The sequence below is a fragment of the Allobosea sp. GW821-FHT12C12 genome, assembly GCF_058807355.1.
Map to the genome: position 1 here is coordinate 147,719 of NZ_JBXAQP010000004.1, position 14,241 is coordinate 161,959.

Sequence of the window (14,241 nt, forward strand, 5' to 3'; positions counted from 1 at the left end):
CTGAGTGTGTCGGAAGATCCCTGCTCACGACCCGATCGCCTCCTTGAGCTTGCCGGAGACGACGCGGCAGAGATGGGCGTATTCCGGCGAGGTCCGGAACAGCTCGTCGCGCGGATAGGGCGCGTCGACGTCGAGATCGGCCATGACCCGGCCGGGACGCGCCGCCATCACCACGATGCGCTTCGAGAGATAGACCGATTCGAACACCGAATGCGTGACGAAGACGGCGGTGAACTTTTCTTTCCACCACAGCTCGAGCAGGTCGTCGTTGAGACGGTGGCGGGTGATCTCGTCGAGCGCCGCGAAGGGCTCGTCCATCAGCAGGATTTTCGGCCTGAGCACGAGCCCGCGCGCGATCGAGACGCGCATCTTCATGCCGCCGGAGAGTTCGCGCGGATAGGAGCGCTCGAAGCCCTTCAGTCCGACCAGCGCCAGCATCTCTGCGGCGCGGTCCTGCGCCTCGCTCTTGCGGACGCCCTTCAGGGTCAGCGGCATCATGACGTTGGCGAGCGCGCTCGCCCATGGCATCAGCGTCGGGTCCTGGAAGACGAAGCCGAGATCGCGCTCAGGCTTGCCGCCGACGTCATGTCCGGTCGCCGGCCACTCGATCGCGCCACTGGAGGGCGCGCCGAGCCCCGCGATCATGCGCAGCAGGGTCGACTTCCCGCAGCCGGACGGGCCGAGCAGGCTGACGAACTCGCCTGCGCCGAGATCGAGATTCACGTCGCGCACGGCGAGCGTGCCGTTGGCGAACTGCTTTGAGACGCCGCGGATCGAAACCAGCGGCCGGCCGCCGCCGGCGTGCTCCTTGGCATGTGTGCTCAGAAAGGCCGTGTCCAAAGCCTGATGATCCGTTGATTGGCGCCCACTTTGTCATTCCGGGTTCGCGCCTTTGGCGCGCCCCGGGATGACAAGCGGGTTACGCCTTCCCGACGCCCTTGTTGATGAACTCCAGGCTGTAGGCCTTCTTGATGTCGACGCCGGCCGGGAAGACGCCGACATCGGCCATCTGCCTGTAGAAATTGGCCCAGCGCACATCCGTCATCGCGCCGATGCCGAGCGTCATCGCGTCGCCCGAGAGCACGATGCCCTTCTCGTTCATCACCTTGACGGCGTAGTCGATCTTCTCCTGATCCATGTCGGGATTGTCCTTCAGGATCTGGGCGTTGGCGGCGGCGTTGGCGGGGCCGGCCTTGATGTACTCGGCCCAGCCTTCGAGCGAGGCGGTGACGAAGCGCTGGACCAGATCCTTTTTCTCCGCGACCATCTTCTGCGAGATGTTGATCGTGGTGTTGTAGTTCTCGAAGCCGGCGTCGGCGATGAGATGCACCACCGGCGTGACGCCGCCCTGCTTCAGGATGGCGAAGGGCTCCGACGACAGGAAGCCCTGCTGCGAGATCGTCTTGTCGGCGAGGAACGGCGCCATGTTGAAGGTGTAGGGCCTGATCTGCTCGTCGGTGTAGCCGAACTTCGCCTTGAGGAAAGGCCAGTAGCTGGTGCGGCCGGCGGCGCCGACCAGGATCGGCTTGCCCTTCAGCGCGGCAAGGGAATCGTTGCCCTGCCCCGGATGCGAGATCAGCACCTGCGGATCCTTCTGGAAGATCGAGGCGATGCAGAGGAAAGGGATGCCCTCCTGCGCATAGCGGATCGCCTCGAAGGAGTTCGACATGATCATGTCGACGCGGCCGCCGAGCAGAAGCTGCGAGGGGTTCTGCTGCGGGCCGCCGGGCCTGATCTCGGCGTCGATGCCGTATTTTTTGTAGATGCCATTGGCGGCGGCGAGATAGAAGCCGCCATGCTCGGCCTGGGCGCGCCAGTTGGTCTGGTAGGAGACCTTGTCCAGCGTCTGGGCGCTGACGCGCGCGCCCGGCGCCGGCACGAGCACGGACGCGGCCGAGCCGCCGATCAGGCCGAGCGCGGCGCGCCGGCTCATCCGATACTTCATCGTCGTCATGCTGGTGACCTCCCTGAAGACTGTTCGGCGAAAGATGCCTGAGATCGCGGGCGAGCAATAGACATGCCATGCAGTCGGGCGCGCTGGAAATGCGGCATGCGGCGCTTGCGCACAGAGAATGGGCAATTGCCGCTATCGACGGCAATCCTCCTCCATCATGGCGCGACTGCGCGCCGGCCCCTTTCGCAATGCCGTCATCCGGTTAAGCTGTCGCCCGCTCCTGCGACCGGAACGCCATGTCTCTTCATTTGAAGGCCCGCCCAGCCCTCGCCGCGCTTCGCGCCGACCTCGCCGACCTGACGATCCATGACGACGCGCCGAGCCTGCGCATGCACAGCCGCGACTTCTTCTGGTTTTCGCCGGTGCTCAAGCCCGATCTCGACGGCAAGCAGGCCGAGCTGATCATCCTGCCGCGCGACAAGGCCGAGGTCATCCGCGTCGCGTCTGCCTGCGCGCGCCATCGCGTGCCGCTGACGGTGCGCGGCGGCGGCACCGGCAATTACGGTCAGGCCGTGCCGCTGGAAGGCGGCGTCGTGCTGAACCTGACCCGGTTGAACCGCATCGTCTCGACCAGGCGCGGCGCGGGCCGTTTCGAGGCCGGCGCGAACCTGCTCGACATCGACAAGGCGCTCTGGCCGCAAGGCCAGGAACTGCGCATGCATCCCTCGACGCGGGCGCAGGCCACGATCGGGGGCTTCGTCGCCGGCGGCGCGGCCGGCGCGGGCTCCTGCACCTGGGGCCAGATCGACAACCTCGGCGCGGTGATCGCGCTGGAGGTGATGACGGTCGAACCGCAGCCGCGGCTGATCGAGCTGCGGGGCAAGGACATCCTCAAGGTGATGCACGCCTATGGCGTCAACGGCATCATCACCGAGGTCGAGGCGCCGCTGGCGCCGGCGCATGACTGGGCCGAGCGGATCGCCACCTTCGACAGCCTGAAAGCCGCCGCCGCCTTCGGGCAGGCCTTCACCGAATGCGACGGCATCGCCAAGAAGCTGGTCAGCATCCACGCGCCCGCGATCGCGCCCTATCTGCGAAGGCTTGCGCCCTATCTCGGGCGGGACAAGGCCTTCGCCATCCTGATGGCATCCGAACCGCAGGGCGACGAACTCGACCGGCTGATCGCGGAGACGGGCGGCGCCGTGACCTTTGCCCGCGACGCCAAGGCCGCCCGCGCCGCGGCCTTCGGCGAACATCGCGAAAAGGGTGCGCCGGGGCCGCTCTACGAATATACCTGGAACCACACGACCCTGCATGCGCTGAAGGTCGATCCCGCGATCACCTATCTGCAACTGCGCTTTCCGCCCGGCCGGAACCTCGATCTGCTCGACTGGGCCGAGGAGCATTTCCGCGAGGATGTGATCTTCCACATCGAGTTCCAGCGCCGGCAGGGCCGCGTCTATCATTCGAGCCTGCCGCTGGTGCGCTTCACCACGGCGGAGCGCCTGCACGAGATCATGCGTCTGGCCGAGGAAGCCGGCATCCAGGCCTCGAACCCGCATACTTGGGTGCTGAACAATGCCGGCTGGAAGCGCACCGACGCGCCGCAGCCCGAGTTCAAGCGCCTCGCCGATCCGTTCGGGCTGATGAATCCCGGCAAGCTGCTCGGCTGGGAGGCCGAGGCCAAGGCTGCCGCGCAATGACATCGGCGGCACGCGGCTGGTCCGCCACCGACATTCCGGACCAGACCGGCCGTCGCGCCATCGTCACCGGACCAAGCGGGCTCGGCTACGAGACCGCTCTTGGGCTGGCCGGCGCGGGCGCGGAGGTGCTGTTTGCGGGTCGCGACCCCGACAAGGGTGCGCGCGCCGTTGCGGCCATTCGCGCAGCCGCGCCGATGGCCAAGGTCAGCTTTGCGCGGCTCGATCTTGCCGATCTGGCTTCGGTAAAGGCGTTCGCGGACGACCAGCTGCGCGCCGCCAAGCCGCTCGATATACTGACCAACAATGCCGGCGTCATGGCGCTGCCGGCCCGGAGCCTGACCGCCGACGGCTTCGAGCGGCAGTTCGGCGTCAATGTCGTCGGGCATTTCGCGCTGACCGGCCGGCTGCTGCCGTTGCTGCGAAAGGCTGCCGCGCCGCGCGTCGTCCAGCTCGGCAGCCTCGCCCATCGCCGCGGCCGGATCGATTTCGACGATCTGCACGGCGAGCGCCGCTACGATCCCTGGAAGGCTTACTGCCAGTCCAAGCTCGCCATGCTGATCGTCGCGCTGGAACTCCAGCGCCGCGGCGACCGGCATGGCTGGGGGCTGACCAGCCTGGCGGCGCATCCCGGCTGGGCGACGAGCTCGCTCATCCGCAACGGCCCCGCGAGCGGCCGCTCCGGACCCGCCGCGCCGCTGTGGCGGCTGGTCACGTTCGTCGCGCCGATGCTCAGCCAGTCGACGGCGGCCGGCGCGCTGCCGACCCTCTATGCCGCAACCGCGCCGCAGGTGGAAAAAGGCGGCTATTACGGCCCCGATGGCTGGCGCGAGATCCGGGGCTCGCCAGCCAGAGCCAAGATCGTCGGCGAGGCGAACGACGGAGCGGTCGCGGCGCGGCTTTGGGACGCGCTCGAAACGGCGGCCGGCGCGCCTTTCAAACGATATGAACTGTCGAGACAGGGTTAGGACGAGAGCATGAGCGCGCGCCTCTGGGGTGACCTGAAGACCACTGACTTCCACGGGCTGGACCCGGAAACGACGGTGGCCGTGCTGCCGCTGGCGGCGATCGAGCAGCATGGACCGCATCTGCCGGTCTCGGTCGACACCACCATCATGAACGCGATGCTCGGCCTCGCCATGCCGCTGGCGCCGGCCGGGCTCGACGTGCTGGTGCTGCCGACCATGGCGGTGTGCAAATCGAACGAGCATCTGCATTCGCCGGGCACGCTGACGCTGGGCTGGGAGACCGTGACGCGGACGTGGATCGAGATCGGCGAAAGCGTGAAGCGCGCCGGCCTGCGCAAGCTCGTGATCGTGACCTCGCATGGCGGCAACATCGACCCGATGAAGGTCGCCGCGCGTGAATTGCGGGTCGATCACGGCATGCTGGCCGTGACGACCGCCTGGCGCGCCTTCGGCCTGCCGCGGGGCGTCTTCGCCGAGCTAGACGCCAATCACGGCATCCATGGCGGCGACATCGAGACCTCGCTGATGCTGCACTTCCGGCCCGACCTCGTCGATATGGGCAAGGCCGCGCCGTTCAGACCCTCGACCGTGACGATGATCGAGGAGGGCTATGCCTGGCTCCGGCCGACAGGCCTGCACGCCATGGCCTGGATGGCGCAGGACGTCAATCGCTCGGGCGCGGCAGGCGATGCGAGCCTCGCCACGGCCGAGAAGGGAAAGGCCACGGCGGAACTGCAGGCGAAAGGCTTCGTCGAATTGCTGGCGGATGTGGCGCGGTTTCCGCTGGAGAGGCTGTATCGGGCGGAATGAATGCGGCGTTGACGGCGCATTATCACGCCGCCGTGGCGTGTCGTTCACGGAAATGAACTGGCCACTCATCGAGGATGAGCCAGATCATTCAGCCACGCTTCCCCGAGACGATGACCGCCATGCGCATTCGCCTGATCCGAAACGCGACCCTGAAACTGGACTATGCGGGCAGGACGTGCCTGATCGACCCCGATCTGGCGCCAAAGCACGGCCGGCCATCCTTCACCGGACGCTCACCCAATCCGATGGTCGATCTCCCTATGCAGGTCGACGACGTGCTCGCGGGCGTCGAGCATGTCATCGTCTCCCATCTCCACGCAGACCATTTCGACGCCGTCGCCAAGGACGTGCTCCCGAAGACGCTGCCGCTGATCTGCCAGCCCGGCAACGAGACCACGATCGAGGCAGCCGGATTCAAGGCGGTGACGCCGCTGACGCGGCCGATCGCCATCGGGCCCATCAGCCTGACCGCACAGCCGGCCCAGCATGGCACCGGGCCTGTCCTGGACAAGATGGGCTCGGTCATCGGCTTCACATTGGAAGCGGCCGGCGAACCGGCCCTCTACTGGTGCGGCGACAGCGTGCTCTACCCGCCGCTGCTCGCTGCCGTCGCGGCAGCGAAGCCCGAGATCATCGTCACGCATTCCTGCGGCGCGCTCCGGGACGGGACGCTGATCGTGATGGACTCAGAGCAGACGATCGCGCTTTGCGAAGCGGTTCCGGATGCCATCGTCGTGGCGGTGCATATGGAGGCGCTCGACCACGCCACGGTGAGCCGCGCGGCGTTGCGTGCGGCCGCCGAGGCTAGTGGGATCGGGCCGGAGCGCCTGCTCATTCCCGAGGATGACGAAACGCTGGAGTTCGGGCTGCGCCGCGCCTGAGTTCCTGCAGGAACAGCGATCGGCTGATCCTACCACCCGAATTTCACGCCGCCCGAATTCGTTTCCGGGCCGCTTCGGCAAGAAATGACGATCGCGACATGCCTGCCGCTTTCGCCGCTGCGTCGACCGCACCCAGCAGGTTCTCGTCCATCGAGATATTGATCCTGACGGCCCTGGACGGCAGTTCGAACGGCACGAGCGCGAGCACCGCACCCTCCGCGGCTTCCATGAATGCCGGATCGCGCCGCAACTCGTTCAAGGTACGCAACACCGGCATCGGATCACTATCTTCTTCCATTCCACCGGCATGGAAGGTCAGGGCTTCCGAGCCTTTGCGGATCGCGTCCTCGGCGCTTGCGCCACCGCTGATGCAGCCTGGAAAGTCCGGGAAGGAAATTCCGAAATGACCGTTCTCTTCGTGAACGAGCGCATGGGCCAAGGGCATAGGACATATCCTGCTAAGGCGGCTACGGGCTGCTTCACCATGGCCAACCGGCCTGAAGAAAGATCGAGCGGAGCGTTCCGGGTGGAAATTCCTTTGCCCCCATATCGACCGTAACCTTTCCGGATTTGGTCGGGTGGTCAGTACTGGACGTGATCGCCCGGCCCTTTCCGCTTGATGCGCCAGCCATCGTCCCTGAGCCGCGTCACAACCTCTCGCGGTGTCATGGGGCCACGCTTCTGGCTCATCCCAACCCATCCTCGACTAGTGTGTATTTATACACACGTCTGGCATTTGTCCATCTCCCGACGATGGTGCGCTCGCACAGTCCGGCCCGCCCCCTACTCCCCCGCCCTCATCGCCCGCGCATAGATATCCTTGTAGCTCTCGCGCAGCAGGTTCTTCTGGACCTTTCCCATGGTGTTGCGCGGCAGGTCGTCGACGATGAAGACCTGCTTGGGCAGCTTGAACTTGGCCAGTCGCTGCTCCAGCGTCTTGGCGATCGAGCCCGCGGTGATCGTCGCGCCGGGCCTCACCACCACGACCGCCGTGACGCCCTCGCCGAAATCGGGATGCGGGCAGCCGATCACGGCGCTCTCGATCACGCCCGGCATTTCGTCGATCTCGACCTCGACCTCCTTGGGATAGACGTTGTAGCCGCCGGTGATGATCAGGTCCTTGCCGCGCCCGACGATGTGGACGTAGCCTTGCCTGTCGATCTTGCCGAGATCGCCGGTGATGAAGAAGCCGTCGGCACGGAACTCGGCGGCGGTCTTCTCGGGGTTGCGCCAGTAGCCCTTGAAGACGTTGGGACCCCTGACCTCGATCATGCCGATCTCTTCGGCTCCCAGAACCTTCGCCGTTTCCGGATCGGTGACGCGCGCCGACACGCCCGGCAGCGGAAAGCCGACCGTGCCGGCGACGCGCTCGCCGTCATAGGGGTTGGAGGTGTTCATGTTGGTCTCGGTCATGCCGTAGCGCTCGAGGATGGCGTGGCCGGTGCGCTCGCGCCATTCGCGATGCGTCTCGGCGAGCAGCGGCGCGGAGCCGGAGACGAAGAGACGCATATGCGCGGTCGCGGCCTTGGTCAGCCGCGCATCCTGCAGCAGCCGGACATAGAAGGTCGGCACGCCCATCATGCAGGTCGCCTTCGGCAGATGCGCGAAGACCTGGTCGGGGTCGAATTTCGGCAGCAGGATCATCGACGAGCCGGAGAACAGCACGCAATTCGTGGCCACGAACAGGCCATGGGTGTGGAAGATCGGCAGCGCGTGCAGCAGCACGTCGTCCTTGGAAAAGCGCCAGTAGTCGACCAGCGCCATTGCGTTCGATGCGAGGTTGTCGTGGGAGAGCATCGCGCCCTTGGAGCGGCCGGTCGTGCCCGAGGTGTAGAGGATCGCGCCGAGATCGTCGGGTCCGCGCGCGACATCGGCGAATGCGGTTTCGGCCACGAGGCCCTTGTCGGCCAGCGTGCCGGCCGACACGTCGTGCGAGCGCCAGACGCCGAGCGTCTCCAGCCTGGCGCCGGCATTGTCGGCATAGGGCTTCAGCGCCCGGGCCTTGGCCGGATCGCAGACGAAGACGGCCGGTTCGGCGTCGCCGAGGAAATACTCGATCTCGGCCGGGGTGTAGGCGGTGTTGAGCGGCAGGAAGATCGCGCCCGCCCGGATCGCACCGAGATAGAGCATCAGCGCCTCGATCGACTTCTCGACCTGCGCCGCGACGCGGTCGCCGGGCTTGACGCCGAGCGAGACCAGCACATTGGCGAAGCGGCCCGAGACGTCGATCATGTCGGCATAGGTGTAGTGGCGGCCGTCATCGAGCCGGGCGAAGGGCGCATCGGGCGCGGGCATGCGCGCGCGGACGAGGTCGAACAGGCAGTTGCCCATGATTTCGGGTCCTTTCAGGCGTTTCCGGTCGTCTCGGTCAGACGTTTGCCGGGCGCAGCAGCCTCTTCGCGCCGGCCGAGGCGACGACCGTATTGCGGGTGGCGAAGGCCTCGTGATTGATCTCGATCTCGTCGAGATCGTAGCGGTAGTTGACCATCACGCCATGCGACTCGCGCAGACCCCGGGCCGAGAGATTGCCGCCGACATTGATACGCTCCAGCCGCGCGCCGTTGCCGAGATGGAAGCGCGCGACGGGGTCGATGACGCGGCCGGACGCGGTCCGCGCCCGCAGCAGGTATTGCGCCGTCATCTGGCCGAGCAGCTTGTCGCGGCGGGCCCGCGTCGCCTCGTCTAGCGAGATCGCCTCGCCGGGCGAGCGTCCGAGCTCGGCGCGCTCCTCGTTGGACATGCGGAAATCGCCGGGCTCCTCGACCAGCCCCGAGAGCCAGCGCGCGAAACCCGGCAGCGGCGAAAGCGTGACGAAGGTGTCGAGATTGGGCAGTTCGCGCTTCAGGTCCTCGGCGACCTGCTTGATCAGGAAATTGCCGAAGGAGATGCCGCGCAGGCCCTCCTGGCAGTTGGAGATCGAGTAGAATACGGCGGTGCTCGCGGCCTGCGCCGGCAGAACCTCGCGGTCTCCCGCCAGCAACTCGCCGATGCTGCGGGGGATCTCCCCGGTCAGCGCGACCTCGACGAAGATCAGCGGTTCGTCGATCAGTTGCGGGTGGAAGAAGGCGAAGCAGCGCCGGTCGGCCGGCTCGAGCCGGCGGCGCAGATCGTCCCAGCCCTGGATCTCGTGCACCGCCTCGTAGCGGATGATCTTCTCCAGCACGTTCGCCGGCGTGCGCCAGTCGATCCGGCGCAGCACGAGGAAGCCGCGGTTGAACCAGGAGCCGAAGAGATGACGGAAGTCGCTGTCGACGGCGGCGAGTTCGGGATGGGCCTCCGTCGCCTCGAACAGGCTCTCGCGCATCCTGACCAGCACATGAGTGCCGCCGGGCGCGAGATTGAGACGGCGCAGCAGTTCCTGCCGGCGCGGCTCCGAGGCCAGATGCAGCGCCGCGATGTTGGCGGCGGACGGATCGTCGCGATAGGCGTCGATCGCCTTGCCGAGCCGGCCGTGGTCAGGGCCGAAGCGCTCCTGCAGCATGGCGAAGAAGCCCTGCCGTCCGTGCCGGTCGAGCCGCTCCCAGGCGTCGAGCACGGCCTGCGCCAGCGCCATGCCCGAGGCTTCGCCGCGTCCCGAGAGCAGATCCTCGCAAAGCTGCGCGATCGGCCGGCTGCGGCCGGCGAAGCGCTCGAACCCGATCAGCGCCCGGCCGCGATCGGCGACGCTGGTCAGGAGATCGCCGAGAAACGCCATATCCATGGAAAGTCCTTTTCGACGGCGGCATCCTACATGGCTTTGCGACAGCCGGAACCAGGCACAGCCGTTCAGGCCAGCAAGCCCCATGCCTTCAGGAAGAAATCGGGCGCGCCGAAATTTCCGGACTTCAGCGCGATGACCATCTCCGGCCCGTCGACGACGCGGGTCCAGGGCACGCCGGGGTCGATCTCGGGGCCGATCTCCAGCGTGCGGATGCCGAGCCCCTGCACGACCGCGCCGGAGGTCTCGCCGCCGGCGACGAGCAGCCGGGAGACGCCGCCTTGCGCCAGCAGTTCAGCCGTCCCGGCGAAGGCGTGCTCGACCGTCGCGCCGGCCTTGTCGCGGCCGAGCCTGCCCTGGATGGCGGAAACCTCCGCCGGGTCGTCGCTCGAATAGAGCAGGAAGGGCTTGTCCCGCGGCTGCGCCAGCGCCCATTCGGCCAATGTCGCAGCGCTCTGCCGCCCCGAGGCCAGCGCCATCGGATCGACCTTCAGCGCCGCGTAGCCCGCCGCGACGGCCGCCTTGATCTGGCCACGCGTCGCCGTCGAGCAGCTGCCGGAGATGATGCCGGCGCGCCCGGCCGGCGCGCCGAGCCGCGTGGCGACCTCGCGCTCCGGCAGCAGCCCGGCCTTGCGGAAGTTCCGCGGCAGTCCCATCGCGATGCCGGAACCGCCGGTCAGCAGCGTCTCGCCGGCGACGGCCTCGCCCAGCGCCATCAGGTCGGCATTGGTCAGGGCGTCGGTCACCATGTAGCGCACGCCCTCAGCAGCTAGCGCCGCGATGCGCGCCCTGACGGCGTCCGGCCCGGCGAGAACCGTCGCGTAATCGACGAGCCCGACCTCGGCTTTCGTCTGCGCCGCCATCAGCCTGACCAGACTCGCATCGCGCATCGGCGTCAGCGGATGGTCCTTCATCGAGCTTTCGTGAAGCGGCACGGAACCGACGAAGAGATAGCCTTGGTAGATCGAGCGGCCATTGGCGGGAAAGGCAGGGCAGATGATCGCGCTTCTCGCGCCGAGCCGCTGCATCAGGGCGTCGGCGACGGGGCCGATATTGCCCTGCGCGGTCGAGTCGAAGGTGGAGCAGTATTTGAACAGGATCTGCCGCGCACCGGCCGAGAGCAGCGCCTCGCAGGCGGCCAGCGAGTCGGCGATCGCCTCGGAAACGGGGTTGGTCCGCGACTTCAGCGCAACGACGACGGCGTCGGCCTCCGGCAGCGCGGCCCCTGCCTCGGGCGCTCCGATGACCTGCACCGTCCGCATACCGGCCCGGTTCAGCATCAGCGCGACATCGGTCGCGCCCGTCATGTCGTCGGCAATCACACCCAGCAGCATCGGCATCGGCCCCGTTTCAAACACGCTCTCGCGGCGTCCAGGCGCCGTGTCCGGCGTCCTGATAACAGAGATGACACGATGCGCGACAGTGCGGCAGGGTGGAGGACGCTCTCCGCCGATGCAGGGCATGGCCGCCGGATTGCCTGCGGCGCGCGTCCGCAAACGCCTGCGGCATGCCGGATGCATCCGCCATCGACGGCGCGTCGGAACTGCTGCAGATTGGTGCCGACTGGAACGAAATCGCCTGACGGTTTCGCCATAAACGGCAAGAATCATGCCCAGATCAAAGAGGGGACCACGATGAAGCTCTTGACCGCCCTGGCCTCGGCCACCTTCCTGACGCTGGCCGCGCTGCCCGCCTTGGCGCAGACGCCCTCGACCCTGCGCATCGGCCTGCAGGAAGACCCGGACGTGCTCGACCCGCACAAGGCGCGCACCTTCGTCGGCAGGATCGTCTTCAAGGGGCTTTGCGACAAGCTGCTCGATATCGACCCGCAGCTGAAGCTGACGCCGCGGCTTGCCACCGAATGGTCGTTCTCGGCCGATGGGCTGACGCTGACGATGAAGCTGCGCACCGATGCGAAGTTCCATGACGGCGAGCCCTTCGACGCCGAGGCGGCCAAGGCCAATCTCGAGCGCGCGCGCACCCTGCCCGACTCGCTGCGCAAGTCGGAGCTCGCCTCGGTCGACAGCATCGAGGTGGTCGACAAGAGCACGATCGCGCTGAAGCTCAAGCGGCCTGACGCGACGCTGCTCGCACAGCTGACCGACCGCGCCGGCATGATGCTCTCGCCGAAAAGCCTGTCGGCCGATGTCGGCGCCAGGCCGGTCTGCTCGGGCCCGTACAAGTTCGTCGAGCGCGTGCAGAACGACCGCATCGTGCTGGAGCGCTTCAAGGAGCACTGGGAAGCGCAGAACTACAATTTCGACCGGGTGCTCTACCGCTCGATCCCCGACACCACGGTCAGGCTCGCCAATCTGCGCTCCGGCGAGCTCGACATGCTGGAGCGTCTCGCCCCGACCGACGTGAAATCGGCGCAGGGCGACAGGGCGCTCAAGGTCGTGAGCACCGCGAACATCGGCTATCAGGGCATCACCATCAACACGGCCAACGGCGAGGCCGCCAACCAGCCGATGGGCAAGGACAAGCGGGTGCGCCAGGCGCTCTCGCTCTCGATCGACCGCAAGGTGCTGAGCCAGGTGGTGTTCGAGGGGCTCTACGAGCCGATGATCCAGCCCTTCAATCCGGGCAGCCCCTATGTCAGCGCCGAGTTCCCGGTGCCGGCGCGCGACGTGAACAAGGCCAAGGCGCTGCTCAAGGAAGCCGGCGCCGCCAAGGTCTCGGTCGAGCTCTTCGTCACCAACAACCCGGTCGACGCCCAGCTCGGGCAGGTCATCCAGGCGATGGCGCAGGAGGCCGGCATCGACGTCCAGATCAAGTCGACCGAGTTCGCCAGCCAGCTCCGCGACCAGCAGCAGGGCAAGTTCCAGATGAGCCGCATCGGCTGGTCCGGCCGGATCGACCCGGACGGAAACCTGCATCAGTTCGTGACCTCGAAGGGCAATCAGAACGACGGCAAATATGCCAACGCGGAAGTCGACAGGCTGCTCGACCAGGCCCGAACGGTCTACGACGTCGCCGAGCGCAAGAAGCTCTACGACGCCGCGCAGAAATACCTGCAGGACGAGCTGCCGATCATCTATCTCTACAACCAGACGGTGTTCTTCGCGCTGCGCTCCAACATGCAGGGTTTCGTCATCAATCCCGACGGCATGATCCGGCTCTCGGGGCTGAAGCGGCAGTGAACGGCGCGCCTGTCCCGCGCATGCGATGCAGCGCTGCCCAGTCCCCTTCCCCCCGCTCGCGGCGGGGAAGGGCTGGGGATGGGGGGGCGCGCGGAACAAGGCGCGACGCCGAAGCCCGGCGGCGACGGCCTGGACTCTTCCCCCATCCCCGGCCCTCCCCACCGCAAGCGGGGGGAGGGAGAAGAGCATGCTGACCCTCATCACCCGTCGCATCCTGATCTCCATTCCGACATTGTTGTTCGTGTCGCTGATGGTGTTCGCGCTACAGCGCGCGCTGCCGGGCGACCCGTTCCTCGTCATCGCCGGCGAGGAGCGCGATCCCGAGGTGATCGCCCGCCTGCGCGAGATCTACCGCATGGACGATCCGATCTTCGTCCAGTTCTTCGCCTGGCTCGGACAGGTGGCGCAGGGCGATTTCGGCCGCTCGCTGCGCACCGGCGAGCCCGTGCTCGGGCTGATCGCGCAGAAGCTGCCCGTGACCTTCCAGCTTGCCGTCGCCTCGATCATCGTCGCGATCGGCATCGGCATCCCGGCTGGCATTCTGGCCGCCCGGCACAAGGGCACCTCGATCGACTATTCCGCCAGCGCGCTGGCGCTGTCTGGCCTCTCGATCCCGAATTTCTGGCTCGGGATCATGCTGATCCTCGTCGTCTCGGTCGAGCTGCAATGGCTGCCGGCCTCGGGCTACGAGTCGATCTTCGTCGATCCGAAGGCCGCGATCGAACGGCTGATCATGCCGGCCTTCGTGCTCGGCGGCGGGCTCGCCGCTTTCATCATGCGCCATACCCGTTCAGCGATGCTGGAGGTGCTGCGGTCGGATTATGTCCGCACCGCCCGCGCCAAGGGGCTGGACGAGGACACGGTCGTCAACCGGCACGCGCTGCGCAACGCGCTGGCGCCGATCATCACGCTCTCGACGCTGCTCTTCGGCGAACTGCTCGCCGGCGCGGTGCTGACCGAGCAGGTCTTCACCATTCCGGGCTTCGGCAAGCTGATCGTCGACGCGGTCTTCAACCGCGACTACGGCGTCGTGCAGGGCGTCGTGCTCTGCACCGCGATCGGCTTCATCCTGATGAACCTGCTCGCCGATATCCTCTATGTCCTGGTCAATCCGCGGCTGAGGAGCGGCTGATGAGCGACGCCGCCCTCGA

12 protein-coding genes are annotated in these 14,241 nt (G+C 67.0%); 6 read left to right on the top strand and 6 right to left on the bottom strand.

What is annotated here, in order from left to right:
- Positions 1 to 24: 24 nt before the first annotated feature.
- Positions 25 to 840 (bottom strand): ABC transporter ATP-binding protein, encoded by an 816-nt coding sequence (locus tag AC1RRW_RS07420; RefSeq protein ID WP_492899999.1) that lies wholly within the window; start codon positions 838 to 840, stop codon positions 25 to 27.
- A 79-nt stretch (positions 841 to 919) separates the two neighbouring features.
- Positions 920 to 1,954 carry an ABC transporter substrate-binding protein gene (locus AC1RRW_RS07425; protein ID WP_492900000.1) on the bottom strand — a complete coding sequence of 345 codons (1,035 nt, stop codon included), beginning with the start codon at positions 1,952 to 1,954 and terminating at the stop codon, positions 920 to 922.
- Between the two features lie 236 nt (positions 1,955 to 2,190).
- Between AC1RRW_RS07425 and AC1RRW_RS07430 the strand changes: the two genes are divergently transcribed.
- The 4 genes from AC1RRW_RS07430 (at position 2,191) to AC1RRW_RS07445 (ending at position 6,253) form a co-directional block, all read left to right on the top strand.
- Entirely contained in the window at positions 2,191 to 3,597 is a 1,407-nt protein-coding gene (locus AC1RRW_RS07430) for an FAD-binding oxidoreductase (RefSeq protein WP_492900001.1), read from the top strand.
- Positions 3,594 to 4,562 (top strand): SDR family oxidoreductase, encoded by a 969-nt coding sequence (locus AC1RRW_RS07435; protein WP_492900003.1) that lies wholly within the window; start codon positions 3,594 to 3,596, stop codon positions 4,560 to 4,562. The genes AC1RRW_RS07430 and AC1RRW_RS07435 overlap by 4 nt, the downstream gene beginning before the upstream one ends.
- 9 nt (positions 4,563 to 4,571) lie before the next feature.
- Positions 4,572 to 5,372, top strand: a complete 801-nt coding sequence (locus AC1RRW_RS07440; RefSeq protein WP_492900004.1) for a creatininase family protein — start codon at positions 4,572 to 4,574, stop codon at positions 5,370 to 5,372.
- A 74-nt stretch (positions 5,373 to 5,446) separates the two neighbouring features.
- Positions 5,447 to 6,253, top strand: coding sequence for an MBL fold metallo-hydrolase (locus AC1RRW_RS07445; protein WP_492900005.1), 807 nt, complete (start codon positions 5,447 to 5,449; stop codon positions 6,251 to 6,253).
- A 43-nt stretch (positions 6,254 to 6,296) separates the two neighbouring features.
- Here AC1RRW_RS07445 and AC1RRW_RS07450 read toward each other — a convergent pair whose 3' ends face one another.
- The 4 genes from AC1RRW_RS07450 to otnK form a co-directional block, all read right to left on the bottom strand.
- On the bottom strand, positions 6,297 to 6,698 hold the full coding sequence (locus AC1RRW_RS07450) for a type II toxin-antitoxin system HicB family antitoxin (RefSeq protein WP_492900006.1): 402 nt from the start codon (positions 6,696 to 6,698) through the stop codon (positions 6,297 to 6,299).
- 338 nt (positions 6,699 to 7,036) lie between these two features.
- A complete protein-coding gene (locus AC1RRW_RS07455; protein ID WP_492900008.1) occupies positions 7,037 to 8,584 on the bottom strand; it encodes a malonate--CoA ligase in 1,548 nt (515 codons plus the stop codon).
- Positions 8,585 to 8,621: 37 nt separating this feature from the next.
- Positions 8,622 to 9,953 (bottom strand): malonyl-CoA decarboxylase, encoded by a 1,332-nt coding sequence (locus AC1RRW_RS07460; RefSeq protein ID WP_492900009.1) that lies wholly within the window; start codon positions 9,951 to 9,953, stop codon positions 8,622 to 8,624.
- Positions 9,954 to 10,018: 65 nt separating this feature from the next.
- Positions 10,019 to 11,290 carry a 3-oxo-tetronate kinase gene (gene otnK / locus AC1RRW_RS07465; RefSeq protein ID WP_492900011.1) on the bottom strand — a complete coding sequence of 424 codons (1,272 nt, stop codon included), beginning with the start codon at positions 11,288 to 11,290 and terminating at the stop codon, positions 10,019 to 10,021.
- Positions 11,291 to 11,584: 294 nt separating this feature from the next.
- Between otnK and AC1RRW_RS07470 the strand changes: the two genes are divergently transcribed.
- Together AC1RRW_RS07470 and AC1RRW_RS07475 are read left to right on the top strand one after the other, a co-directional pair.
- The gene (locus tag AC1RRW_RS07470; protein ID WP_492900012.1) at positions 11,585 to 13,090 is read left to right on the top strand and encodes an ABC transporter substrate-binding protein; all 1,506 of its coding nucleotides are present in this window, start codon (positions 11,585 to 11,587) and stop codon (positions 13,088 to 13,090) included.
- Positions 13,091 to 13,277: 187 nt separating this feature from the next.
- Positions 13,278 to 14,222 carry an ABC transporter permease gene (locus AC1RRW_RS07475; RefSeq protein WP_492900013.1) on the top strand — a complete coding sequence of 315 codons (945 nt, stop codon included), beginning with the start codon at positions 13,278 to 13,280 and terminating at the stop codon, positions 14,220 to 14,222.
- Positions 14,223 to 14,241 lie beyond the last annotated feature (19 nt).

What these genes read in the sequence shown, in the direction of transcription:
- AC1RRW_RS07425 (WP_492900000.1), bottom strand. Translation starts at nt 1,954, where the DNA reads ATGACGACGATGAAGTATCGGATGAGCCGGCGCGCCGCGCTCGGCCTG.
- AC1RRW_RS07430 (WP_492900001.1), top strand. Translation starts at nt 2,191, where the DNA reads ATGTCTCTTCATTTGAAGGCCCGCCCAGCCCTCGCCGCGCTTCGCGCC.
- AC1RRW_RS07435 (WP_492900003.1), top strand. Translation starts at nt 3,594, where the DNA reads ATGACATCGGCGGCACGCGGCTGGTCCGCCACCGACATTCCGGACCAG.
- AC1RRW_RS07440 (WP_492900004.1), top strand. Translation starts at nt 4,572, where the DNA reads ATGAGCGCGCGCCTCTGGGGTGACCTGAAGACCACTGACTTCCACGGG.
- AC1RRW_RS07445 (WP_492900005.1), top strand. Translation starts at nt 5,447, where the DNA reads ATGAGCCAGATCATTCAGCCACGCTTCCCCGAGACGATGACCGCCATG.
- AC1RRW_RS07450 (WP_492900006.1), bottom strand. Translation starts at nt 6,698, where the DNA reads ATGCCCTTGGCCCATGCGCTCGTTCACGAAGAGAACGGTCATTTCGGA.
- AC1RRW_RS07455 (WP_492900008.1), bottom strand. Translation starts at nt 8,584, where the DNA reads ATGGGCAACTGCCTGTTCGACCTCGTCCGCGCGCGCATGCCCGCGCCC.
- AC1RRW_RS07460 (WP_492900009.1), bottom strand. Translation starts at nt 9,953, where the DNA reads ATGGATATGGCGTTTCTCGGCGATCTCCTGACCAGCGTCGCCGATCGC.
- otnK (WP_492900011.1), bottom strand. Translation starts at nt 11,290, where the DNA reads ATGCCGATGCTGCTGGGTGTGATTGCCGACGACATGACGGGCGCGACC.
- AC1RRW_RS07470 (WP_492900012.1), top strand. Translation starts at nt 11,585, where the DNA reads ATGAAGCTCTTGACCGCCCTGGCCTCGGCCACCTTCCTGACGCTGGCC.
- AC1RRW_RS07475 (WP_492900013.1), top strand. Translation starts at nt 13,278, where the DNA reads ATGCTGACCCTCATCACCCGTCGCATCCTGATCTCCATTCCGACATTG.